This is a genomic window from Novosphingobium clariflavum (genome assembly GCF_026420865.1).
GTDB classification, from domain to species: Bacteria; Pseudomonadota; Alphaproteobacteria; order Sphingomonadales; family Sphingomonadaceae; genus Novosphingobium; species Novosphingobium clariflavum.
In genome coordinates this window covers 241,302-264,098 of record NZ_JAPCWC010000001.1, presented here as the reverse complement: position 1 = coordinate 264,098, position 22,797 = coordinate 241,302, and the positions used below count along the sequence as shown (strand labels likewise).

The 22,797-nt window shown below is 67.7% G+C and carries 17 protein-coding genes, 1 pseudogene and 1 other annotated feature; of the genes and pseudogenes, 8 read left to right on the top strand and 10 right to left on the bottom strand.

Translation table 11 applies throughout. The annotated features are described in order from the left end of the window. Window positions 1-17: 17 nt before the first annotated feature. Window positions 18-1,211 carry a hypothetical protein gene (locus OKA11_RS01030; protein WP_267218366.1) on the bottom strand — a complete coding sequence of 398 codons (1,194 nt, stop codon included), beginning with the start codon at window positions 1,209-1,211 and terminating at the stop codon, window positions 18-20. 243 nt (window positions 1,212-1,454) lie between these two features. Between OKA11_RS01030 and OKA11_RS01025 the strand changes: the two genes are divergently transcribed. From OKA11_RS01025 to OKA11_RS01015, 3 genes are all read left to right on the top strand, one after another. Next, window positions 1,455-2,648, top strand: coding sequence for a sulfotransferase family protein (locus OKA11_RS01025; RefSeq protein ID WP_267218365.1), 1,194 nt, complete (start codon window positions 1,455-1,457; stop codon window positions 2,646-2,648). Beyond that, window positions 2,645-3,652 carry an alcohol dehydrogenase catalytic domain-containing protein gene (locus OKA11_RS01020; protein WP_267218364.1) on the top strand — a complete coding sequence of 336 codons (1,008 nt, stop codon included), beginning with the start codon at window positions 2,645-2,647 and terminating at the stop codon, window positions 3,650-3,652. Before OKA11_RS01025 ends, OKA11_RS01020 begins: the two co-directional genes overlap by 4 nt. A 155-nt stretch (window positions 3,653-3,807) precedes the next feature. Further along, entirely contained in the window at window positions 3,808-4,575 is a 768-nt protein-coding gene (locus tag OKA11_RS01015) for an EF-hand domain-containing protein (protein WP_267218363.1), read from the top strand. Window positions 4,576-4,623: 48 nt separating this feature from the next. Here OKA11_RS01015 and OKA11_RS01010 read toward each other — a convergent pair whose 3' ends face one another. The 6 genes from OKA11_RS01010 to hmgA form a co-directional block, all read right to left on the bottom strand. Next, window positions 4,624-5,280: a BON domain-containing protein gene (locus OKA11_RS01010; protein WP_267218362.1), complete on the bottom strand. Its 657-nt coding sequence runs from the start codon at window positions 5,278-5,280 to the stop codon at window positions 4,624-4,626. A gap of 299 nt (window positions 5,281-5,579) precedes the next feature. Further along, window positions 5,580-7,283, bottom strand: coding sequence for a methyl-accepting chemotaxis protein (locus OKA11_RS01005; RefSeq protein ID WP_267218361.1), 1,704 nt, complete (start codon window positions 7,281-7,283; stop codon window positions 5,580-5,582). Beyond that, a complete protein-coding gene (locus tag OKA11_RS01000; protein WP_267218360.1) occupies window positions 7,280-7,456 on the bottom strand; it encodes a hypothetical protein in 177 nt (58 codons plus the stop codon). The genes OKA11_RS01005 and OKA11_RS01000 overlap by 4 nt, the downstream gene beginning before the upstream one ends. Before the next feature lie 167 nt (window positions 7,457-7,623). Further along, complete coding sequence (gene maiA, locus OKA11_RS00995) at window positions 7,624-8,268, bottom strand: maleylacetoacetate isomerase (RefSeq protein ID WP_267218359.1); 645 nt, start codon at window positions 8,266-8,268, stop codon at window positions 7,624-7,626. After that, window positions 8,265-9,557 carry a fumarylacetoacetase gene (gene fahA, locus OKA11_RS00990; RefSeq protein ID WP_267218358.1) on the bottom strand — a complete coding sequence of 431 codons (1,293 nt, stop codon included), beginning with the start codon at window positions 9,555-9,557 and terminating at the stop codon, window positions 8,265-8,267. The genes maiA and fahA overlap by 4 nt, the downstream gene beginning before the upstream one ends. Next, window positions 9,554-10,861 carry a homogentisate 1,2-dioxygenase gene (gene hmgA, locus OKA11_RS00985; protein WP_267218614.1) on the bottom strand — a complete coding sequence of 436 codons (1,308 nt, stop codon included), beginning with the start codon at window positions 10,859-10,861 and terminating at the stop codon, window positions 9,554-9,556. The genes fahA and hmgA overlap by 4 nt, the downstream gene beginning before the upstream one ends. A gap of 112 nt (window positions 10,862-10,973) precedes the next feature. Here hmgA and OKA11_RS00980 point away from each other — a divergent pair, with 112 nt between their 5' ends. Further along, window positions 10,974-11,438, top strand: coding sequence for a MarR family winged helix-turn-helix transcriptional regulator (locus OKA11_RS00980; protein ID WP_267218357.1), 465 nt, complete (start codon window positions 10,974-10,976; stop codon window positions 11,436-11,438). A gap of 41 nt (window positions 11,439-11,479) precedes the next feature. On the opposite strand, the gene OKA11_RS00975 is transcribed toward OKA11_RS00980, so the two are convergent. Then, the gene (locus OKA11_RS00975; protein WP_267218356.1) at window positions 11,480-12,958 is read right to left on the bottom strand and encodes a SulP family inorganic anion transporter; all 1,479 of its coding nucleotides are present in this window, start codon (window positions 12,956-12,958) and stop codon (window positions 11,480-11,482) included. Window positions 12,959-13,030: 72 nt separating this feature from the next. Further along, window positions 13,031-13,086: a sequence feature (sul1 is cis-regulatory element that is thought to sense ions involved in sulfur or methionine metabolism; They are found in Alphaproteobacteria), on the bottom strand. A gap of 192 nt (window positions 13,087-13,278) precedes the next feature. Beyond that, window positions 13,279-15,354: a prolyl oligopeptidase family serine peptidase gene (locus tag OKA11_RS00970; RefSeq protein WP_267218355.1), complete on the bottom strand. Its 2,076-nt coding sequence runs from the start codon at window positions 15,352-15,354 to the stop codon at window positions 13,279-13,281. A 356-nt stretch (window positions 15,355-15,710) separates the two neighbouring features. On the opposite strand from OKA11_RS00970, the gene OKA11_RS00965 reads away from it, so the two are divergent. The 4 genes and pseudogenes from OKA11_RS00965 to OKA11_RS00950 all read left to right on the top strand — a co-directional run. Further along, complete coding sequence (locus OKA11_RS00965; RefSeq protein WP_267218354.1) at window positions 15,711-18,821, top strand: response regulator; 3,111 nt, start codon at window positions 15,711-15,713, stop codon at window positions 18,819-18,821. Then, window positions 18,806-19,690: a CheR family methyltransferase gene (locus tag OKA11_RS00960; protein ID WP_267218353.1), complete on the top strand. Its 885-nt coding sequence runs from the start codon at window positions 18,806-18,808 to the stop codon at window positions 19,688-19,690. The genes OKA11_RS00965 and OKA11_RS00960 overlap by 16 nt, the downstream gene beginning before the upstream one ends. After that, entirely contained in the window at window positions 19,680-21,506 is a 1,827-nt protein-coding gene (locus OKA11_RS00955; RefSeq protein WP_267218352.1) for a response regulator, read from the top strand. The genes OKA11_RS00960 and OKA11_RS00955 overlap by 11 nt, the downstream gene beginning before the upstream one ends. 23 nt (window positions 21,507-21,529) lie before the next feature. After that, a pseudogene (locus OKA11_RS00950) lies at window positions 21,530-21,712 on the top strand (IS5/IS1182 family transposase); the annotation flags it as partial. 193 nt (window positions 21,713-21,905) lie between these two features. Here the strand turns inward: OKA11_RS00950 and OKA11_RS00945 are convergent. Next, window positions 21,906-22,742, bottom strand: coding sequence for a LytTR family DNA-binding domain-containing protein (locus OKA11_RS00945; protein WP_267218351.1), 837 nt, complete (start codon window positions 22,740-22,742; stop codon window positions 21,906-21,908). Window positions 22,743-22,797: the final 55 nt, after the last annotated feature.

Below are 22,797 nucleotides of genomic sequence, written 5' to 3'. Positions count from 1 at the left end.
ACTCTTGCTCCGTGCGGCTACCATCGCCGCCTGCGTTGGCATGCCCGGACGCGCCTGGCAATTTCCTCGCGCCGCTGGTCAGGCGTCACGACCGGCGTGTCGCTGGGCAGGTAGCCGCGAAGGTCCGTCAGCTTCACACGCGTGATCGTCGGCGTCGGCGCGCTGCTGCAATCGTACCAGCGCCCATAGATACCGCCCTCGGTATAGCCCGCCGGATCCAGCCAGTTGGGAACGCCGGGATCGCGCAGCGCGATGACGCCGCGAAACCGCCCGTCCGAGGAAAGCCGCGCCATCGCCCCGTTGGTGCTGGAAAGCCGATAGACATATTCGAGCGCGTTGAAGAGCGGATCGTTGAGCTGAATGTTCCAGTACGGCGCGCGTTCGGGAATTTCGGTCTCGATGATCAGCGCCTCGTCCTCGGCCAGCTGGAAACAGGCGGGCCAGTAGACCTGCTTGACCAGCGCCCCGGGCATGCGCACCGGCTCGAAGACGTTGAAGCCCACCCGCTCCTTCACGCCGTTCTGCATGGGATAGTAGAGGCGGGTCTTGCGTCCCGGAAAACGCGCCATCTCGCGCATGCGCCCGGCAATCTCGGCGGGCGACAGGCGCGGCTTGGGCGGGACCGGATCGAGGCATTCGATCGTCAGCTGCGGGTCGGTCTCGGTTTCCCAATCGTACATGCGATAGCGCACGTACATGCCGCCAGCCTGCGGATCGATCGGCGCCCAGAGCCCGGTGTGGTCGGCAGGGCGCCGGGCGCTGAACAGGATCTCGAAGTCCTCGCCGGGCGCGATGCCGAGATCGTCGCAATCCACCTCGTTGTGGCCGCCGGGCTGCGGCATGTGATCGACGGTGCCGGACAGCGCCTTCTGCGTGGTGAACGACAGTATCCGGCAGGTGCCCCGGTTGCCCGCGACCCGGTAGCGCAGATCGCCCCGGATCGGGCTCTGCACGTAGATGTCGTCGGGATTGGGTTGCAGCGTATAGACCGGGTTCCACAGCGGCGCCCAATCGGGATGCTCGGCATCGGCGTGGAAGTACATGAAATAGGCATAGGACAGGCTGGTCATCGTCTGTCGGTAGAGATCGGCGCGATAGGCCGGATCGTCCGGCCGCCAGGTCTGCCCGAGACTGGCCACCGCGCTTTCGAGATCGCTCAGGCATTCAAGGATCGATGCCGGAGCCGCTTGTACGTCCGTTTCCTGCGCCACGGGTCCACTCCCTTTGCCCATTTCAGCGAGGCCGTTCATGAGCGTCCGCCATAGATAGTGTGCGCTGCCTAAACGCTCCCGGGCAAGGACCGCGCCTGCATGATCGCCCCCGGGATATGGCGCCGGCACCCATCAAGACAGCATTGACCATCTTATCGCCCGACCGAACCATCCCGGCCGCAAACAGGAGCAGGCGGCGGCATCGGCAGCGCCCCGCCGCCATTGGTGAGAAGGCATGCCGTCATGGACCTGAGCTACGATCCCCCCAGCGCCTTCCGCCACGCCGGCGACAGGCTGCACGCTTTGGTCGCCGCCGAAGTCGACAGCGATGATTTTGGCCCTGGCGACTATCTCCCCGGCCTTGACGCCTACCTCCATGCAATGGACTACGACCCGCGCTTCCATGCCGAAGGCCGGCGCGCGGCATGGGGCAGGATCGTGTGCGCCCTGCGCGGCCGCGCCCATGCCTACCGGGCCATGCGCGAAAATCCGGGCTTCGCGGACCACGATGTCGTCAGCCCGGTGGTCATCACCGGGGTTCCGCGCACCGGCACCACGGCGCTTCACCGCCTGATGGCGCTCGACCCGCGATTTCAGGGCCTGCAGACCTGGCTTGCCGATGCCCCCATGCCGCGTCCGCCCATCGAGGACTGGAGCGACTATCCGCAGTTCCGCCGCACGGCCGCCGGGATCGACGCCCAGCACGCAGCCGCCCCGCAGCGCCGCGCCGCCCACTTCCGTGCCGCCGAGGAAGTGCATGAATGCTGCATGCTGCTGTGGCATGGCTTCACCTCCAACGTGCTGGCCTGCAGCGCGCCTTCGGCACAGAGCTACGACGCCTGGTGGCGCAGCCAGTCCGAAGCGCCATCCTACGCCCATTACCGGCGCTGCCTGCAATTGATCGGCAGCAGTGCGCCCGACCGGCGCTGGCTGCTCAAGAACCCCGGTCATATCGAGAATCTCGACCTGCTCTTCGCGGTCTTTCCCGATGCACGCGTGATCCAGACCCATCGCGATCCGGGCAAGGCGCTCCCTTCCCTCGTCTCGCTGCTGATGAACCTGCATCCGATGTTCGAGGAAGGCCGCCTGCAGGAGCGCCGCGAGACGATGCTGATCCGCGAGGTCGCCAAGTGGGCGGAGGCGACCGAAAAGGCCGACCGGGTGCGGCGCGCGCATCCCGCGCAAGTGCTCGACGTGATCCATGCCGATTTCCATGCCGACCCGATGGCCGTGCTGGAGCGGATCTACGCGTTCATCGCCATGGACATTCCCGATGCCACCCGCACCGCCTTCGCGGCGCGGATTGCCGCCAGGCCCGAACTGGCGCGCGGCCGGCACCGCTATGACATCGCCGACTTCGGAATGACCGAAGACCAGGCGCGCGAGCCGTTCCGCGCCTATATCGAGCGGTACGACCTCGTGAAGCCAGGCCGATGAGAGCGGCCATCTATCCCGGCAACGGCGGGCCGGTGACCATCGAGACCCTCGCCGATCCGCGCCCGGGCCCGGGCGAAGTGCTGATCCGCGTCTCGCGCTGCGGTATCTGCGGAACCGATCTTGCCATGACCCGCGGCGGGGCATGGGATTACGGCAGCGGCGTGCAGTTCGGCCACGAATATGCAGGCGAGATCGTCGAACTCGGCCGCGAGGTTTCCGCCCTCCGGGTAGGGGACCGTATCGCCGTGATGCCCTCCCTCGCCTGCGGACGGTGCACCAGTTGCCGCGCCCATGGCAATGCCGTGCTGTGTGAGGACAAGCAGGGCTCGGCCATGCTCGGCTTTTCGGAACTGGCCGCGATCCCGCAAGGCGCCGCCACCAAGCTGCCCGCGGTGTTGTCGCTCGCCGACGGCGCCCTGATCGAGCCGCTGGCGATCAGCCTCTACGGCGTGCAGCTTGCCGCGATCCGTCCAGGCGACAGCGTGCTGGTGCTGGGCGCGGGCAGCGTCGCGCTTTACGCGGTCTACTGGGCGCGCCGGCTGGGCGCCGGGCGGATCGCGGTCATGTCCCGCTCACCGCGCCGTGCCGCGCTGGCGCGGGACATGGGGGCGGACCGTTTCATCGCCTTTGGCGAGAACGAAGCGGGCGACCTGCGCGAAGCGCTGGGCGGGGCCCCGGTCGTGGTGCTCGAATGTGTCGGCGCGCAAGGGATGCTGATGAAAGCCCTGAGCCATGTCGCCCCGTTCGGCCGGATCCTGAGCCTCGGCTTCTGTACGGCGCCCGACCCGGTGATCCCGGCCCTGGGCTCTTACAAGTGCGCGTCGATCCAATTCTCGGTCGGCTATTCGATGCGCGAATTCCTCTACATCGCGGACCAGATCGACAAGGGCCATGTCGATCCCAAAAGGACAATCTCCAGCACCGTCACGCTGGACGAATTGCCTGCGACGCTGGCCATGCTGCGCAAGCCGAATGCCGAGACAAAGGTGCATGTGACGTTCTAGGTCGGCAGACCTTCCTGCGGCCGAACCGCAACATTCGTGAAATATGGCGGCGCGAATTGCGAACTACAGCATCGGCGATCCGATCGGTCAGGCCCTGCTACAGGGGCCGTTTCCGCGGCCGACGGACCGGTTCTGACAAAGGAATAACCCTTTCTATGCGCAAGGTCCTGCTAGGCGCCGTACTGCTTCTCGCCGCCGCGCCCGTGTTCGCCCAAAGCGGCGGCATGGGAGACATGGGAGGCGGAATGGGTGGCGGAATGGGCGGCGGAATGGGTGGTGGCCCGGGCGGCGCCGGGGGCCCTCCCGGCGGTGGCGGCGGCGCCCCCGCGAGGCCCAAGCCGATGAAGCCGATCAAGCGCGAGGAAATCGCCAAGGTCGTCACCGCGATGTTCCAGGAAGCCGACAGCAATCGCGACGGCATCGTCACCGTCGCGGAAGTGACCGCGATCGTCGACCAGCGCCGCGAGGCAGCCGTGCGCGACCGTTTCGCGGCCATCGATACCGACCGCAATGGCAGCATCAGCCTCGCCGAATTCCAGACCTGGCAGCACGCCATGGGGTCGCTGGCCAGTTCCGACGCGGCCGCCGCCGACACGTCCAGCCTCGCGGTCGTGAACGGCATCATGCCCAAGCTCGGCAAGGATGCCGAGGACCGCGTGCTCTCGCGCCTGATCGAGCCGATCAACGGCATGACGATCGCCCAGGCCAACACCAATTATGACGCCGGCGCCTCGCTGGAGGAACTGCTCGCGCTCGAATACAAGCGCTTCGATGCCGCCGACCTCGATCACGACGGCTTCCTCAGCGAAGACGAGGCACGCCGACTGGACGGCGGCCCCCGTGGTCGCCCGGGCGGCCCCGGCGGTCCTCCGCCGGCTGGCGGCGGCAAGCCGCCCGCCTGCCCGCCCGGCGAAAGCTGCTGACCCCGAATCCGCGCCGCCGGACACGGCGGCGCGGCCGGAACGACGCGGTCAGCCCGGCAAGCGCTCCGGTCGCAGGTTGTTCTGGACGTGACGCACGCCGATGAACGCCTCCGCCAGATCCTCCGCCCACCGCTTGTCCGCCCTGTCGCCGACGGTTCCCTCCAGCGTCACTTCGCCGCCGGTAACGCTCACCCGGACATGGCTGGCGTCGAGGCGCCGGTCGGCCGTCAGCATGGCGTTGACGTCCTCGCGAATGCGCTCGTCCGGCCGGGTGTAGTCACTCGGACCGCGTCCCCGGTGATCGAGATCGCGGCGATGCGCGGCGGCATCATTGCCGAACCAGCTGGCGATCTCATCACCGGCCCGGCGCAGGAAACCGCGATGCTCGCCATAGGCGCGCCAGCTGCCGTAATCGTGGTCGAGCCCCATCCAGTGTCCCATGGCGTAAGTCGGCCGGTAGCTGTCGCTGGGGTGCATGCCGCCGGTGATCGCCCCGCCAAGCCCGCCCGGTGTCGCCGAAAAGTCGCGTCCGCCGTAATGCTCGCTGGTGAATTCCGAGAACGTGGCCCCGTTCGCCGCATCGAAATGGTGCAAGGGGTAGGTAGGCTCGGCACCGGCCTGCCCTTCCTGATAGCCGCCCGGCTTGCGACCGCCCGCGCCGCCCGCGCTGCTGCCGCCCTCGCTGCCCGAGTCTTGCCTGTTCATGGCTGTTCTCCCGATGTTTCCGCGGTCTACGCGACGCGTTCGCGCAATCGGTCTGTTCGGGCCGGCGTGGACGCCATTTCGCGCTCCTCAGGAGAAACGCGCAAGGCCCCGCGTTCTATCCCTGCCACGCACCTTTTTTTTTGCGCGGGACGGATCGCCGAGCCCAATGAAAAGGGCCGCCCCGGGGAACGGAGCAGCCCTTGGAAGGCCATGGCCGGTCCTGCAGGAAGACCGGCCATGAAGTGCGCAGCATCAAGATCGTCGAGCAGTCGATCCGATGCCGCCGGATCGCAAGCCGCTCAGAAGTCCATCCAGTCGTCGTCCTGGCCGGTGGCGAGCGCGACGGGGGCCGCCTTGCGGACCGGGGCGACCTGGCTGGTGGTGATCGCGGCCGGCACCGCGCGCGGCGCCGGGGCGGGCGCGGCGGCGCGCGGCTTGTAGCCGGCCACTTCGCCGCTCACCCGGAACATCGCCGCGCGGTCGGCCAGCGAGGTCACCTCGCTGTTGAGGTTGCGCGCGGCGGCCGAGGTCTCCTCGACCATCGCTGCGTTCTGCTGGGTCGCCTGGTCCATCGTGCCGATCGCGGCGCTGATCTGGGTGATCGTCGAGGACTGGGCCTGGTTGTCGGTGGCGATGTTGCTCAGCAGCGCGTGGACCTCGGAGACGTCGCCCGAGATGTTCTGCAGGGCGCCGTCGACCCGCTGCACCGCTTCCACGGCGGTGCCGATGTCGGTCTGGGTGGCGGTGAGCTGCTCGCGGGCACGCTTGGCTTCCTCTTCCGAGCGCATGGCGAGCGCCGAGACGAGGTCGGCCACGACCGCGAAACCGCGGCCTGCGTCCCCGGCGCGGCCCGCCTCGACGGCGGCGTTCATGGCGAGCACGCGGGTCTGGAAGGCGATCTTGTCGAGGCCCTCGATCACCGAGTCGATGCCCTTGGCGCTTTCGCTGACGCGGCCCATCGCCTGGACCGCCTCGTCGGCGATCGAGCGGCCGGATTCGACCACGCCCATGGCGCCGTCGGCCCGCTCCACGGTGCGGCCCGCCGCCGAGGCGGTGGCGCGCAGGCGGCCGTCCATCTGGGTGATCGCCGCCGAGGTTTCCTCAAGGCTCGCCGCATTGCTTTCGGTGCGGCGGGCAAGGTCCTCGGAGGCCTGGGCGATCTCGCTGGAGCCGGTGCGGATGGCGTGGGTGCTTTCGGTCACCGCGCCGATGAGCTCGCGCAGGGCGCCGACGGCCGAATTGAAGTTGGTCTTCAGTTCGGCATAGGCGGGCGGGAACTCGGCCTTGATCGACTGGGTGAGGTCGCCCTCGCTGATCGCCTGGAGGCTGGCGCGCAGCGTGGTGGTGACCACTTCCTGCTCCTGCGCATGACGCGCGTCGATCTCGGAGCGGGCCTGGGCGGCAACGCGGAACTGCTCGACCGCCTCGGCGATCTCGCCGATCTCGTCGCCGCGTTCACGGTAGGGCACCTCGACATGGCCGCCTTCGGCGAGCGAGGTGGTGACGCGCGAGATCCGGCCCATCGGCACGGCGACCGAGCGGTCGATCACCAGCCAGATCAGGACAATCACAGCCAGCCCCATGCCGGCCAGAAAGATGGCGAGGTAGGTTGCCGTCGTAGCCGTAGCTTCCCCGGCCTCGGCCTGGCGCTTCGAGGCCGCCCGCGATTCCTTGAGGAGCTTCTCGGTCTGGTCGATCATCGCGTGCGAGGCGGCCCGGGCATCGCCCTTGAGCAAGGCCATCGCGCCCGCCATGTCGCCGGCGGCACGGCGTTCGAACATGCGGTCGTTGGCATCGTTGAGCGCGGCGACCTTCTGGCTCAGGACTTCCGCATCGTCCTTGAAGTCTTCATCAGCAACCTGCTTGTATTCCTCGACCGACTTCGCCAGCGCGGCCCGCGTCTTGGCCAAGCGTTCACGAATATCGGCCTCTTCCTGCTTCGTGCCGACTGCCGCGTAGTAGGTATAGACGATGATCCGGGTCTCTTTGACCTCGTCGATCACGGCATCGCCGACATGCCGGCGATGCCGTGATCGACGTGGTTCTGGGCAATCGCATTGAGTTCGCGGGTCGAGAAATAGCCATTCAAGCCAACGGCGGCGAGCATGGCGGCGAGCAGCGAGAAAGCCGCGAAGAGCTTCCTGGGCAACCGCCAGTTGTCGAGAAATCCAAGCATGAGCAGTCCAATCGCACGGGAGGGGCGAGGCCGTATCCGGCCAGGCTTTTCCGGCATTATAGGCGCAGCGGACGGCTCTCGGACGGAGGCCCGGCAATCGAATGCAACAAACTGCCATAAATGGCGTCGGCCTTGCGGCTGTAAGTGCGGCTGTCACGGGGGGGCTGTCACCCCTCGCCGTCAGGCTGGCGCGAGGGGTGCGCAGCCTGCACGGCGGGAAGCGCGGCCATGCGCGCGCCGATCGCCCGAAGCCGGGGGTACGGCATCAGATCGACCCCGAAACGCTCGGCGGAATAGAGCTGCGGCACCAGATAGCAGTCGGCAAGGCTGGGCCGGTCGCCGTGGCAAAGCCCCTCGCCATAGCGCCCCACCAGCACTTCGAGGGCCGCAAAACCCTCGGACATCCAATGGGAAATCCAGCCATTTACCTGGCTTTCCGAGGCCGAGAAGTCGCTTCGCAGCTTTTTGAGGACGCGCAGGTTGTTGAGCGGATGGACGTCGCAGCCGATCAGTGCGGCCATCGCGCGAACGGCGGCGCGCCCGTCCCTATCGGGCGGCAGCAAGGGCGGCGCGGGCCAGCGCTCCTCGATCCATTCGAGGATCGCCGGGCTCTGCGTCAACGTCAGCCCGTCCGCTTCGAGCACCGGCACCAGCCCTTGCGGGGCAAGGCGGCGATAGGCCGGATCATCCTGCGCGCCCTTGCGCAGATCATGCGTCACCTGGCTATAGGTGATACCCTTAAGGCCCAGGGCGATACGAACGCGGTAGGCCGCGCTCGAGCGCCAGTAGCCGTGCAGGCGCGGATCGCTCACCGCGCCGGCTCGACGCGGGCCCGGCATTCGCCGAAGCCGATCGCGGCATAACCCTCGCGGCGGGCGCAGGCGCGCAGCACGATCTCGTCGCCATCTTCCAGGAAGGTGCGTTCCTCACCGCCGGGGAGGGCAACTTTCACCTTGCCGCCCTGAGACAGCTCCATCAGGCTGCCATAGCCATCCGGCACCGGCGCGGAAATCGTGCCGGTGCCGAGCAGGTCCCCCGGCGCCAGATTGCACCCATTCGAGGCGTGGTGGGTAACCATCTGCTGCACGGTCCAGTACATGTTGCTCGCCGGCCCGTGCGACAGCCGGTGCGGCGCCAGCCCCGCCGCGCGCATGGCCGCCGTGGTGATGAAGACCTCCAGCTCCACCCCCAGCCCGCCATGCGCCTGATCGGTCTCGTCCCAGAGGTAATCGAGCGGACGCGGATCGCCTTCGGGACGCGGCGGCTGTGCCTGCCGGAACGGCGCCAGAGCCTCGGCCGTGACCACCCAGGGCGAGATCGTCGACTGGAAGTTCTTGGCGAGGAACGGGCCCAGCGGAACGTATTCCCAGGCCTGGAAATCGCGCGCGGACCAGTCGTTGAGCAGGCAGAACCCGGCGATGTGATCGGCCGCTTCGCCGATCGGCACGGTTTCGCCCAGCGCGTTGCCCGGCCCGATCCAGACGCCCAGTTCGAGTTCGTAATCGAGCCTTGCGCTGGGGCCGAACGTCGGCGCCGCGGCCTCGGGCGCCTTGCGCTGCCCGCAGGGTCGGCGCACCGGCACGCCCGAAGGGCGGATCGAGGAGGCGCGTCCGTGATAACCGATGGGCACGTACTTGTAGTTGGGCAGCAGCGGATTGTCCGGGCGGAACAGCTTGCCGATGTCGGCGGCGTGGTGGATGCCGACGTAGAAATCGGTGTAGTCGCCGATCGCCGCCGGCAGGTGCAGCGTGCATTCGCCTGCCGGATGGAGGTGCTCTGCGACACGCGCGCGCTTGCTTTCGTCGCACAGCAGGGCGCTCAGCATGCGGCGCAGCGCGAGCCGGTCGGCTGCCGGCAGGGCAAACAGGCCGTTGAGCGTGGCCGCGCCGAGCAGATCGCGCCCGACCGGCAGGAGATCGGCGATTCCAGCCAGGTCGAGCACCCACTCGCCGATGGCCACGCCCAGCCGCCGCCGCGCGTCGCCGTGCGAAAACACTCCGTAAGGCAGGTTCTGCACCGGGAATTCGCCATGCCCCTGCGCCCCCTCGACCCAGCAGGTCAGGGCAGCGTCATGCGTCTCGTCGATCCGGGGGAAGGTCACGTATTGTCATCTCCAGTGGAGCCGCTCGCCTGCGGCACTTGCGCCTTGCGGAAGCCCGCCCAGCAGTCATCGTAATCGAGCTGGCACAGCGGGGTATCGAGCGCGAAACGGGTGGGCCGGAACATGTGCCGGCTCTCGAACATGAAGGCCATGGTATCCTCGATCCGGTGGGGGCGCAGGTCCGCGCCGATGGCGGCTTCATAACTCGCCCGGTCGGGACCGTGGCCGGACATGGGGTTGTGCAGAGAGGCTCCGCCAGGCGCAAAACCGCCCGCCTTGGCATCGTAGCTGCCGTGGACGAGACCCATGAACTCGCTCATCACGTTGCGGTGGAACCAGGGCGGGCGGAACGTGTGCTCCGCCACCATCCAGCGCGGCGGGAAGATCACGAAATCGCAGTTGGCGGTTCCCGGCGTGTCCGAGGGCGAGGTCAGGACCGTGAAGATCGACGGATCGGGGTGGTCGAAACTCACGGTGTTGATCGTGTTGAACGCGCCGAGGTCGTAGCGATAGGGCGCCAGATTGCCGTGCCATGCCACGACGTCGAACGGCGAATGCGACAGCGTGGTGGTCCAGAGCGTGCCGCCGAACTTCTGGACGATCTCGAAGGGCGCATCGTCGTCCTCGAAGGCGGCCCGCGGGGTCTCGAAATCGCGGGGATTGGCAAGGCCGTTCGCGCCGATCGGGCCGAGATCCGGCAGGCGGAAGATCGCGCCGTAATTCTCGCAAGCATAGCCCCGCGCGGCGCCATCGGGCAGCTCCACCCTGAACCGCACCCCGCGCGGGATGACCACGATCTGCCGCGGCACGGCCGCGATCACGCCCATTTCGGTGACGATGCGCAGGCGCCCCTGCTGCGGGACGATCAGCAGTTCGCCATCGGCGCTGTAGAATGCCCGCCGCTCCATCGAGCGGTTGGCCGCGTAGAGGTGCACGCCGATGCCGACACCGGTTGCCGCATCGCCATTGCCGCACAGCGTCACCAGCCCATCGACAAAATCGGTCGGCTGCGCCGGGATCGGCAGCGGGTCCCAGCGCAGCCGATTAGGCGTCGGGGGCACCTCGCCAAACGGACCGGTGCGCAGCAGCGTCTCGCGCGCATAGGGCCGATAGGCCGGGTGATGCGCCGCCGGGCGCAGGCGGTACAGCCAGCTGCGCTGGTTGTCCTTGCGCGGCGCGGTGAACGCGGTTCCGGACAATTGCTCGGCATAGAGGCCGTAGGGCACCTGCTGCGGCGAGTTCTGGCCTTGCGGCAAGGCACCCGCGACCGCCTCGGTCGCGAAGTGATTGGCAAAACCGGTCATCATGCCGCGATCGGGGTCGGCCAGGGGCCCATGCATCCGAGTCTCCCATCTGGTATCATTTGTTACCATCCTGCATGGTTGCGAGAATGGTGTCAAATGATACTATCTGCGGATGACGGACACGCCGCTCCAGCTCGACAGCTTCATTCCCTACCGCCTTTCCTATACCGCCGGGCTCGTCAGCGAATATGTCGCCGGGGCCTATCAGGCCTGGTTCCGGATCGGCATTCCGGAATGGCGGGTGCTGTCCTGGGTGGCCCAGTCGGGCGAGATCACCCAGCAGGACATCTGCGCGCGCACCCGCATGGACAAGGTGACGGTCAGCCGCGCCGCCATCGCCCTGACCGCGCGCGGGCTGATCGGGAAACGCCGCAACCCGGGCGACAAGCGCTCCCACTTGCTGGCGCTGACGGCCGACGGCAAGGATCTCCATGCCCGCATCGCGCCGCGTGCGCTCGAACTGGAGAGCCGCATTCTCGCGCGGTTCGACCGGGCGCAGCTTGACGGCCTTGTCGCCATGCTGCGCGAGATCGACGCCGCCGTGCTCAGCCTCGAGGAGACCGGCACGGCGGACTGAACGTCAGGGTGAGCGGGCTGGTGCCGCTCACCAACTGCCCCTCAATGCGCCGCCAGTTCCACCTGCTTGTCGTGCAGGGCGAAGCGATCGACAAGGTTGGCGCTGGCCTCGTTGTAACCGGCGACCTCAACCTGCGAGCCATCACGGCGCAGGCGGGCGATGACCTTGTCGAGTGCGCCGACGGCCGAGATGTCCCAGAAATGCGCGTCGCTCACGTCGATGCGCACATGGCGTCCCGGTTCCGCCGTGAAGGCCCGCGCGAAGCGGGCAACCGATGCAAAGAAGATTTCGCCGCTGACCCGGTAGGTCACCCGGTCTCCGGCTTCCTCGCGCTCAACCGCGAACATGCGCTGCACCTTGCCTGCGAAGAACAGGCCCGAAAGCAGGACCCCCACCAGCACGCCGCGCGCCAGATCGTGGGTCGCCACCACCACCGCGACCGTTGCCGCCATGACCACCGACGAGGTCGGCGGATGGCGCAGCAGATTGGGGATCGAGGCCCAGCTGAACGTGCCGATCGAGACCATGATCATCACCGCCACCAGCGCCGGCATCGGGATACGCCCGACGACCGGGCCAAGCACCGCCAGCAGGAACAGCAGGAACACGCCCGCGACCAGCGTCGACAGGCGGGTTCGCCCGCCTGAACCGACATTGATGACCGACTGCCCGATCATCGCGCAGCCGCCCATGCCGCCGACCAGGGCTGCGGCGATATTGGCACCGCCCTGCCCCATGCATTCGCGCCGCTTGTCACTTTCGCTGTCGGTCATGTCGTCGACGATCTGCGCGGTCATCATCGATTCCAGCAGGCCGACCGCCGCCATCGTCAACGAATAGGGCAGGATGATCCGCAGCGTCTCGAGCGTCAGGGGAACATGCGGCAGGGACAGGCCCGGCAGGCCTTCGGGCAGGCGCCCCATGTCGCCCACCGTGCGCACCGGCAGGCCGAGCGCGATGCTGATCGCCGCCAGCACGAGGATCGCCACCAAGGGCGAGGGCACCGCCCGGGTCACGCGCGGCAGCAGGTAGATGATCGCCAGGCCGCCCGCGACCATCGCGTAAGTATGCCAGGTCACGTCAACGAACTGCGGCAGCTGGGCGATGAAGATCAGGATCGCCAGGGCATTGACGAAGCCGGTGACGACCGAGCGCGAGACGAACTGCATCAGCAGGTCGAGCCGCAGGAGACCGGCGGCGATCTGGAACAGGCCCATCAGCACGGTCGCGGCAAAGAGGTAGCTGACGCCGTGATCGCGCACCAGCGGGGTGACGACGACCGCCACCGCCGCGGTCGCCGCCGAGATCATCGCCGGACGACCGCCGAGCAGCGAGATGACGATGGCGATCGCCACCGAGGCGTAAAGGCCGACGCGAGGATCGACCCCGGCAATGACGGAAAAGCCGATGGCTTCGGGGATCAGCGCAAGCGCGACGACGATGCCCGACAGCACGTCACGGCGTGCCTGTCCGGCGCTGGCGAACCATTCGGTCCGGAAACGGGAGGGTCTGGAGTTCATTTTGCCTGTCAAGAAACGCAACACATGGCGCAGCGCCCGCGAGCGGGAGCTGGGAAAGGCTGTCCATGTGGAGGTTGCCCGGCGGATCGGCGGCCGGGATAGCCACCCGGATTCTCACCGGGTCCTTGCGAATGCCGGCCCCCTTACCCGAAATCGCCTGAAAATGGCAAGGACCGGCGGGACATTCGCGTCGCCCCCGGCCCCTGTCGGGGTTTGGGCTGGCCCCTGTCGGGGTTAGGGCCGGCCCCTGTCGGGGTTAGGGCCGGCCCCTGTTCGCGGTTAGGGCCGGCCCCTTGCCCGGATGCAATGCTCGGGCCGTGTCAGGGCCTGGGCGAATCCATCAGCTTCTGCGTGAGATAGGTCATCCACAGCGCGGTGGTCTTGGCCGACTGGCGGATGTCGGCGCCCGAGCCGTGACCGCCCTCGGTGTTCTCGTAGAAGTAGAAGGGCAGCCCCAGCTCCTCCATGCGCGCGGCGAACTTGCGCGCATGCTGCGGACCGACGCGGTCGTCGCGGGTGGTGGTGAAGATGTAGGGCTCGGGGTATGCCACCCCCTTGCGCAAGGCGTGGTAGGGCGAGGTCTTCTCCCAGAACGCGCGCACTTCGGGATCGGCCTCGACATCGCCATACTCGCCCTGCCAGCTGGCGCCGGCGGCGATCTTGCCGATACGGATCATGTCGAGCAGCGGCACCTGGATGACGACGGCGCCGTAAAGCTCGGGGTGCTGCGTCATCTCCACGCCCATCAGCAGGCCGCCGTTGGAGCCGCCGATGATGCCGAGCCGCTGCGGCGAGGTGATCCGGCTGTCGATCAGGTTGCGCGCGACCGCGGCGAAATCGTCATAGGCGACCTGCCGTTTCGTCTTCAGCGCCGCCTCGTGCCACTGCGGGCCGAACTCGCCGCCGCCGCGGATATTGGCCAGCGCAAAGGCGCCGCCGCGCTCCAGCCACAGCTTGCCGTACGTAGTGAGGTAATGCGGCGTCGAACTCGCCTGGAACCCGCCATAGGCGTTGAGCAGGACCGGGGTGGAGCCGTCCGGCACGATGTCCTTGCGGTGCACGAGGAAATAGGGGATCGCGGTGCCGTCGCTCGACACCGCATCGCGCTGCTCGACGACAAGGCCGGCGGCGTCGAAGCGCGGCGGCAGGCTCTTGAGCGGCTCGGCCGGAGCACTGCCGGCGGCATCGACCAGATAGAGCGTGCTCGGCGTGGTGAAGCCTTCCGCCGACGCGAAGGTAAGATTGCTGCCGAAATCCGCCGAACCGAAGTTCAGCGCCATCTTGTCGGGCAGCGGCAGGGTCTGCTCGCTCCAGCCGCCACCGGCCACCGGCGCCAGCGACAGCAGGCGCCCGTTGACGTTGTCCAGCACCGAGAGCAGCAGCCGGTCGCGCGTGGCCGAGATGCCGTCCAGCGCCTCGCGCGCGGCCGGCTTCCAGGCCAGCCGGGGCTTCAGCGCCTCGGGACGGGCCAGCAGCTCATCCAGCGGAACCGTTGCCACCGAACCCGCCGGCAGATCGCCCCAGGCCTCGTCGAGGCGGAACACCACCTGTCCCGCCACCAGCCCCGCCACCGCGACCTTCTGCGGCACGGCGAGGGCATGCAGCTTGCCGTCCGCGGCCATGACCAGGGTCTGCTGGTGGAAGAAGTCGATCGCCCGCGAGACATAGGCCAGGCGGTGGCCCTGCGCATCGTGAAGGACCGCCGGGAACACGCCGAGGTCGCTCTTCTGCCCGCGATAGACCTCCACCGCCTCGGACAGCGGGCGGCCGCGCGTGACGCGCTTGACGATGTAGGGATAGAGCGAACCGGTCATGTCGCCCGGCGTCCATTCGGTGGCGACCAGCAGATGGTCGGCGTCTTCCCAGGCGATGCCCTGCTTGGCACGCGGAATGTGGAAACCGCCCGGCACGAAGGCGCGGGCCTGCAGGTCGAACTCGCGCACCTCGACCGCGTCCTCGCCGCCGTCGGACAAGGAAACGAGGCACAGGCGCTGCTCCGGCTCGAGACAGTCCGAGCCCTGATAGACCCAGCTCCTGCCTTCGGCCTTGCCCAGCGCGTCGACGTCGAGCACCGTCTCCCAGCGCGGAGCGGCCGAACGGTAGTCCGCCAGCGACGTGCGCCGCCAGATGCCGCGCAAGTGCTGCTCGTCCTGCCAGAAGTTGTAAATCTGCCCGCCAAGGAAATGCGGCGCGGGAATGCGATCCTTGGCGCCGGAGATGGCCAGCGCCTGATCGTAGAAGGTCTGGTAGCGCGGATCGCCCTCGAGACGCTTTTCGGTGACGGCATTATGCGCCTTCACCCAGTCCATCACCGGCTTGCCCTCAAGATCCTCCAGCCAGATCCAGCGGTCGCTGGCGGGCTGGGCGGCATCGGCTGGTGTTGCGGCATGGGACATGGTTGTGAGACTCATCATCAGGAAAGACGTGGCGAACACGCCGCGCAGCATGGATTTCAAGATCTTGCCCTCAATCGAATGGTGGCGCGGGAGCCTGGTGGTTCGATTCTGCCATTTGCAAACCCATCCGATCCGCCAGGGGATGCAAACGTCAAAATCAATTCACTAGCGCGCAAGCGCGAACTGGCAAGCCCGGACGCCGCACGATCGCGGCAAAAGCGCATCAAGCAAAATCAATGCGCTGTAGCCGGGAACGATCCGGCAACTTATACGTTAGAGCCCTGATCCGGACGCGCGCATGGGTTGGGGGCCGCGCCGTCCTGCCGCGTGCCGGTTTCCTCTCCCAGAGTATGACGATGACACCAGGCCCGGCATTCACGCCGCAGAACAAGATTGCAGCGGCGGTTACCGGCGCGCTCGTGCTGTGCCTTGCCCTGGACATTCTGGTGCCGCTCGGCACCGGCGTCAGCGTGCTCTATCTGCTTCCCACCGTGCTGGCCTATGCCGCGCAGCGCAAGGTCATCCCGCTGCTCGCCGCGATCGCCGGCATCGGCTGCGCATTCATCGCCTATTTCGTCGCCCCCGACGGCCTCGGTCCCGAAGTCGCGCTAATCAACCGCGCGTTGTCAGGCACCACCAACCTGCTGGTGGCAGGTATCGGCTACCTGCTGATCCGCTACCGTAATGAGACCCGGCACGCGCAGTGGCTCCGCGCCAGCGAGGCCGAACTCGCCCGCGCCACCGCCGGCAACCTGCCGCTCGCCGATGTCGGCAGCCGCACCCTCGCCTTCGTCGGCGAGCGTTTCGGCGCGATTGCCGGCGCCATCTTCGTGCAGGGCGACGGCAGCTATCGCCGCATCGCCACCTGGGGTGTCCCCGCCGACGCCGGGGTGCCCGAGGAGATCGCGCCCGGCACCGGCCTGCTCGGCGAAGTGATCGCCCATGGCCGCACGACACTGGTGGAACAGGTTCCCGACGGCTATCTCGCCTTCGGTTCCGCACTGGGCCGGGGCACCCCCGCCAGGCTGGTGATGGGGGCAACGCACGTCGACGCGCAAGTCAACGCAGTCCTCGAACTCGGTTTCCTCGATACCGACGAAGCCCGCCCGCAGGACTTTGCCGCGTTCCTGGACCTCGTCGCCGGGCCGGTGGGTCTGACCCTGCGCGCCGCCAAGTACCGCGCCCGGCTCGAGACGCTGCTCGCCGAAACCCAGCAGCAGGCCGAGGAACTCCAGAACCAGAGCGAGGAACTGCGCGCCACCAACGACGAACTGGAAGCGCAGAGCAAGTTGCTGCTCCAGTCGCAGGCCCAGCTCGAAGAGCAGCAGGCCGAACTCGAACGCAGCAATTCGCAGCTGGAGGAGCAGGCCCAATCGCTGGAGGCGCAGCGCGACGAGCTGACCCGCTCGCAGACACAGCTGCGAAACCAGACCGAGGAACTGGAGCAGGCCAGCCGCTACAAGAGCGAATTCCTGGCGAACATGAGCCACGAACTGCGCACGCCGCTGAACTCGCTGCTCATCATGGCCCGCCTGCTGGCCGACAACCGCGGCGCCAACCTGACCGACGAGCAGGTCCGCTACGCCGAGACCATCGAGTCCTCGGGCAACGACCTGCTGCTGCTCATCAACGACGTCCTCGACATTTCCAAGATCGAGGCCGGACGTCTCGAACTGCAACCGGCGCAGATGCCGGTCAGCACCCTCGTCCGCCGGCTGGAGGACACCTTTGCGGTCCCCGCCTCCGAAAAGGGCCTGCGCCTGTCGGTCGAGATCGCCCCCGGCGCACCCGCCGACATCGAGACCGACGGGCTCCGTCTCGAACAGGTGCTCAAGAACTTCCTCTCGAACGCGGTGAAGTTCACGGCCGCCGGCGAAGTGGCGCTGAGCGTCGGTACCGGCAAGCCCGGGCATGTGGTCTTTGCCGTCCGCGACACCGGGCCCGGCATCGCCAAGAACCAGCAGGACGCGATCTTCGAGGCCTTCCGCCAGGCCGATGGCGGCATTGCCCGCAAGTTCGGCGGCACCGGCCTTGGCCTGTCGATCTCGCGCGAACTGGCCCGTCTGCTGGGCGGGACGATCTCGCTCGTCAGCGCGCCGGGCCAGGGAAGCACGTTCGCGATCGAGGTGCCCGAACGCTTCGCCGCCGCCGACACCGCCGCCCTGCCCCGCTCGGCCAGCCGATCGGCTGCCCCGCCAGTCGCTGCGCCCGTCGCCGGGCCCGTCGCCGCACCGCGCGCGGTCGCCGTGCCCGACGACCGCGAGGCGCTCAGCGGCGATTCCCGCGTCATCCTCATCGTCGAGGACGATGTGGCCTTCGCCCGCATCCTCGGCGATCTCGCGCATGAACTGGGCTTCCAGTACCTGATCGCCACCACCGCCGACGAAGGGGCCCTGCTGGCCCGGCAATACCTGCCCCAGGCGGTCATCCTCGACATGCACCTGCCCGACCATACCGGCCTTTCGGTGCTCGACCGGATCAAGCGCGATACCCGCACGCGGCATATCCCGGTGCATATCGTCTCGGCCGACCATGACGATCATGGCGCGCTTGCCAGCGGCGCGGTGGGCTACCTGTTCAAGCCGGTCACCCGCGAAACGCTGGTCACCATGCTCGAAGGCCTCGAGGCCCGCATGGCGCAGCGCCTGCGCCGGGTGCTGGTGGTGGAGGACGATGCCCGCCAGGCCGATGCCGTGCACCACCTGCTCGCCTCGCGCGATGTCGAGACGGTCGAAGTGCAGAGCGCGGCGGAATGTCTCGAACGGCTGGCGGACGGCACGTTCGACTGCATGGTGCTGGACCTCAACCTGCCCGACATGTCGGGGCTGGACCTGCTCGACCGGCTTGCCCACGACGAAAGCGTCAGTTTCCCGCCGGTCATCGTCTATACCGGCCGCGAACTCTCCGAAGAGGAGGAGATGCGCCTGCGCCGCTACTCCAAGTCGATCATCGTCAAGGGCGCCAAGAGCCCGGAACGCCTGCTCGACGAGGTGACGCTGTTCCTCCACCAGGTCGTCTCGGAACTGCCGCAGGACAAGCAGCAACTCCTCGCCCGCTCGCTGGGCCGCGATGCGGCGCTGGAAGGGCGCCATATCCTGGTCGTCGAGGACGACATCCGCAACGTCTACGCGCTGACCTCGGTGCTGGAACCCCACGGCGTCTCGGTGCGCATCGCCCGCAACGGCATCGAGGCGCTGGCCGAACTTGCGCGCGCGGCGGACAGCGACGGACCGCCGGTCGATCTCGTGCTGATGGACGTGATGATGCCGGAAATGGACGGGCTGGCCTGCACCCGCGAGATCCGCCGCCACGAACAGTGGGGCCAGCTGCCGATCATCGCGCTCACTGCCAAGGCGATGGAGCGCGATCACCTCGAATGCATCGAGGCCGGGGCCAACGACTACCTGTCGAAGCCGCTCGACGTCGACAAGCTGCTCAGCCTGGTGCGCGTATGGATGCCGCGATGAGGGGCCGTGCCCTGCGCCCCAAGGAAACCCTCGAGAACATCGAGGCCGACCTCATCGTCGAGGCAATCTGGCGGCGCTACCAGTACGACTTTCGCGACTATTCGCGCGCCTCGCTGCTGCGCCGGCTGCAGCGGGCCCAGTCGCATTTCGGCTGCGCGCACTTGTCGGGCCTGCTCGACCGGATCCTCCACGATCCCGACAGCCTCAATGCGCTGATCGGTTTCCTGACCATCCAGGTCAGCGAGATGTTCCGTGATCCCGAGTATTTCCGTGCCATCCGCGAACAGGTGGTGCCGCACTTGCGGACCTGGCCGTCGATCAAGGTCTGGGTGGCGGGCTGCGCCAATGGCGAGGAGTTCTATTCGCTCGCCATCCTGTTCCGCGAGGAGGGGCTGGCCGACCGCACGATGTTCTACTGCACCGACATCAACCCCGCCGCGCTGGCCAAGGCGGAGGCAGGCGTCTTCGAGATCGAGCGGATCGCCGGCTTCTCGCGCAATTACCGGGAAGCGGGCGGGCGCGCCTCGCTTTCGGACTACTACACCGCCAATTTCGGCGTCGCCCGCTTCGATCCCTCGCTGCGCAAGCGTGCGGTCTTTGCCGACCACAACCTGGCCAGCGACGCGGTGTTCTCGGAAGTACAGTTCGTGTCGAGCCGCAACGTCCTGATCTATTTCGACCGCGTTCTGCAGGACCGCGCGTTCGGCCTGTTTGCCCAGTCATTGCCGCAAGGCGGATTCCTCGGTCTGGGATCCAAGGAGACGGTGCAGTTCTCCGGGGAAGCCGACAGCTTCTCCGACTTCGCGCCGCTGGAAAAGATCTGGCGGCGCAATGCCCGCCAGGCAGAGGAGAACGCCTTTGCTCACTGAGCCGCTCAAGATCCTCGCGGTCGACGACATTCCCGACAATCTGGCCGCGCTGGAAGCCGCGCTGGACCAGCCCGGCGTCGAACTGGTCACTGTCGCTTCCGGGTTCGAGGCGCTGGAGATGCTGCTGCGCGAGGACTTCGCGCTGGCCCTGCTCGACGTCCAGATGCCCGAGATGGACGGCTTCGAGCTGGCCGAACTGATGCGCGGGACCGAGCGCACCCGCGGCGTGCCGATCATTTTCCTCACCGCCGTCGCCACCGACGAGCGGCGCAAGTTCCGCGGCTATGAAACCGGCGCGGTGGACTACCTGCTCAAGCCCCTCGACATCACCGAACTCAATTCCAAGATCGCGGTCTTTGTCGAACTCGCGCGCCAGCGCCGCGAGATTGCCCGGCAGCGCGACGAACTGGGTCTCGCCCTCGGCCGGGTCCGCGCGCACGGCGACAATTCCCCGCTCGCGGTGCTGGAGATCGATGCCGGCCTGCGCATCGCCAGCTGGTATCGCAGCGCCGAGCGCGAGATCGGCTTCACGGCCGAGAACATGCTGGGCCTCGGCCTCAAGGACGCCCCGTTCCTGGCGGAAACCGGCCGGGCGGACTTCATCGCGGCGATGCGCGCGCTGCTGGAGGGCGGCGATCGCCGCGAACGCCAGGAGCATCGCTTCATCCGCGCCGACGGCGAGGTTCGCGAGGGCGAATGGTACTGCTCGTCCCTGGCCGGAACCGGTTTTCGCGGGGCAAGCGTCATGATCGAGCTGCTCGACGTGACCGCGCGCCACCGGGCCGAAGAAACCCAGCGGCTGCTGATCGGCGAGCTCAACCACCGGGTCAAGAACACCCTGGCGACGGTGCAGGCCATCGCCTCGCAGGGGCTGCGCCATGCCGCCTCGCCCGACGCGTTCCAGACCACCTTCTCCGGCCGCCTCCAGGCATTGTCGCGCGCCCATTCGCTGCTCAGCGCCGCGACCTGGGAAGCGGCCAGCCTCAGGGACCTGATCGCCGGGCAAGTGGCGATCGGGACGGTCAGCGAAGACCGCCTGCACCTCTCGGGTGCGGACATCGACCTGCCCCCCGAACTGGCGCTGCGCTTCGCGCTCATCCTCCACGAACTGACGACCAATGCCCACAAGTACGGCGCCTTGTCGAACGAGACCGGCACCGTCACGATACAGTGGCAGCGGGATGAACACAGGCTCGAATTCACCTGGCGCGAGCGCGGGGGACCGCCGGTCACGGCGCCCGAACGGCGCGGTTTCGGCAGCACGCTGATGGAAGAGGGCATGGCGGCCGATGGCGCCCGTGTCGTCGCGGACTACGCCGTCGATGGCCTTATCTGGAGCCTGTCCCTGCCGATGGGCGACAGCGCCCCGCCTGCCGAACACCGCAAGGAGCCGCGTGCCGCGATGACACCCCCAACCAGCCCCGAACCCGCCGCCGTGCCTGCCGCAACGACGGCGGGCGGCCTCAAGGTCCTGGTCGTCGAGGACGAACCGCTGGTGGCGATGGAACTGTTCATGGAAATCGAGGATTCCGGCGCGATCCCCGTCGGCCCGGCAACAACCTGCGAACAGGCCATCGCCCTGATCCGCGAGGCGGCGCCCGACCTCGCCCTGCTCGACGGCAATCTCAACGGCGAGCGCATCGATCCCGTCGCCGACGAACTGGCTGCGCGCGAGACGCCCTTCGCCTTCGTCAGCGGTTACGACCGCTCACACCTGCCAGCAGGGCACAACACCCGGCCGATGCTGGGCAAGCCCTTCCTCGGCACCGAGGTCAACGCCATGGTCCTGCAACTGGCGGCCGAAGCGGCGCAGTAGAGCGGGCCCGCCGCCCCGCGCCCCGAAACGAAATTGTTCTTTCAAGTCAGCGGTTTAGCAGGGCAATCTGGAAGCGATCGAGCGGCTATCACCAGCGCATCATGGCACGAGGCCGCGATCGCCAGGTCGCCGAAATGCAAGTCCGCGCCGCCATCCTCAACCGTTTCTCCGCCCTCGGAAGGCCTCAAACGCAGCGTGTCGCCTAACCCAATGCCATCAAAGGCCGAATGCTGATCGGCGACTGATTTGCGCAACAAAGCCACCTTCACGGGCACCATCGAGGTCCCGCCCCTGCGCGCCGTCTTCCAGCGCGAGGGCAACCGCACGACCGCGTTTGGCCGTATCCAGACTCTCGGCCGGATGCATATCGTGGTGCAGTAGCGTCGCTGGCCAGCGCCACTAGCCGGCGCCGGGCGTGAGGAAATTCGTTCGCTCGAGGCGGGCAACGGAATCGCGCGCCACCGGCGCCACCGCCCCGTTGACCAGGGTGAGGCTGCGATTGCGTCCGTCCGCCGCGATTCCGGCGATCGCGCTGCGGGTGATCCACCAGCTGCGATGAACCTGCTCCCCCGGCCAGTCGTCCATCTCCGCGATGGCATCGCGCAGCCGCATGAACACCAGTTCGGAACCGCGCGCGCCGTGGACCCGCACGTAGTGGTCCTCGCTTTGCAAGGCGATGATCGGGCCATGAAAGCCGGGAGAAAGGCGCGCGGCAAGACGCGGTGCGGGGCTGGATGCGGGGCTGGATGCAGGCCTGGCATCACCCGGCGGCGGCGCCGGTGCGCCGCCTGCCATCTCGACCGCCGGCACCTCGGCCGGATCCGGCTTGAGCATGGCCGCCAGCCGGTGATCGAGACGGCGCGCGCGATCCACGATCGCCAGAACCCCGATCGCGCTCAAAACCGCAAAGGGCAGGATACCCGCGAAGCCTTCAAGCTGGTGGAAGAACGCCGCCGCGCTCCAGCGCCACAGGAGCGCCAGGGGAAAGCTCGACAGAAACACCCCCCAATAGACCAGCATCTGCCGCGGCAAGGAGGTTGCCTCGGCCACCCGGGTCCACAGCAGGATCGATGGGCGCACCAGGACGTAGGCGCCCATCAGGTGCATCCACCAGCGCCAGACCCGGCCCGCGAAATCCCCCTCGAGATAAGTGCCGAACGGGCCCAGGAACCCGATGATCGCGGCGGCGATCGCCATGGCCCAGAATTCGATCAGGATCCGGCGCAGCCAGCTCACGCAGCATCTCCCCATTCACGATGCGCCAATTGGAAAATCGCCGCATTTCCGCCGG

Bases quoted from the DNA above. Each gene is read 5' to 3' on its own strand.
- OKA11_RS01010 (WP_267218362.1), bottom strand. From the start codon at position 5,280: ATGAACAGGCAAGACTCGGGCAGCGAGGGCGGCAGCAGCGCGGGCGGC.
- OKA11_RS01015 (WP_267218363.1), top strand. From the start codon at position 3,808: ATGCGCAAGGTCCTGCTAGGCGCCGTACTGCTTCTCGCCGCCGCGCCC.
- OKA11_RS00970 (WP_267218355.1), bottom strand. From the start codon at position 15,354: ATGTCCCATGCCGCAACACCAGCCGATGCCGCCCAGCCCGCCAGCGAC.
- OKA11_RS01025 (WP_267218365.1), top strand. From the start codon at position 1,455: ATGGACCTGAGCTACGATCCCCCCAGCGCCTTCCGCCACGCCGGCGAC.
- hmgA (WP_267218614.1), bottom strand. From the start codon at position 10,861: ATGACCGGTTTTGCCAATCACTTCGCGACCGAGGCGGTCGCGGGTGCC.
- OKA11_RS01020 (WP_267218364.1), top strand. From the start codon at position 2,645: ATGAGAGCGGCCATCTATCCCGGCAACGGCGGGCCGGTGACCATCGAG.
- OKA11_RS00975 (WP_267218356.1), bottom strand. From the start codon at position 12,958: ATGAACTCCAGACCCTCCCGTTTCCGGACCGAATGGTTCGCCAGCGCC.
- OKA11_RS00960 (WP_267218353.1), top strand. From the start codon at position 18,806: ATGGATGCCGCGATGAGGGGCCGTGCCCTGCGCCCCAAGGAAACCCTC.
- OKA11_RS00980 (WP_267218357.1), top strand. From the start codon at position 10,974: ATGACGGACACGCCGCTCCAGCTCGACAGCTTCATTCCCTACCGCCTT.
- OKA11_RS00965 (WP_267218354.1), top strand. From the start codon at position 15,711: ATGACACCAGGCCCGGCATTCACGCCGCAGAACAAGATTGCAGCGGCG.
- OKA11_RS01000 (WP_267218360.1), bottom strand. From the start codon at position 7,456: ATGCTTGGATTTCTCGACAACTGGCGGTTGCCCAGGAAGCTCTTCGCG.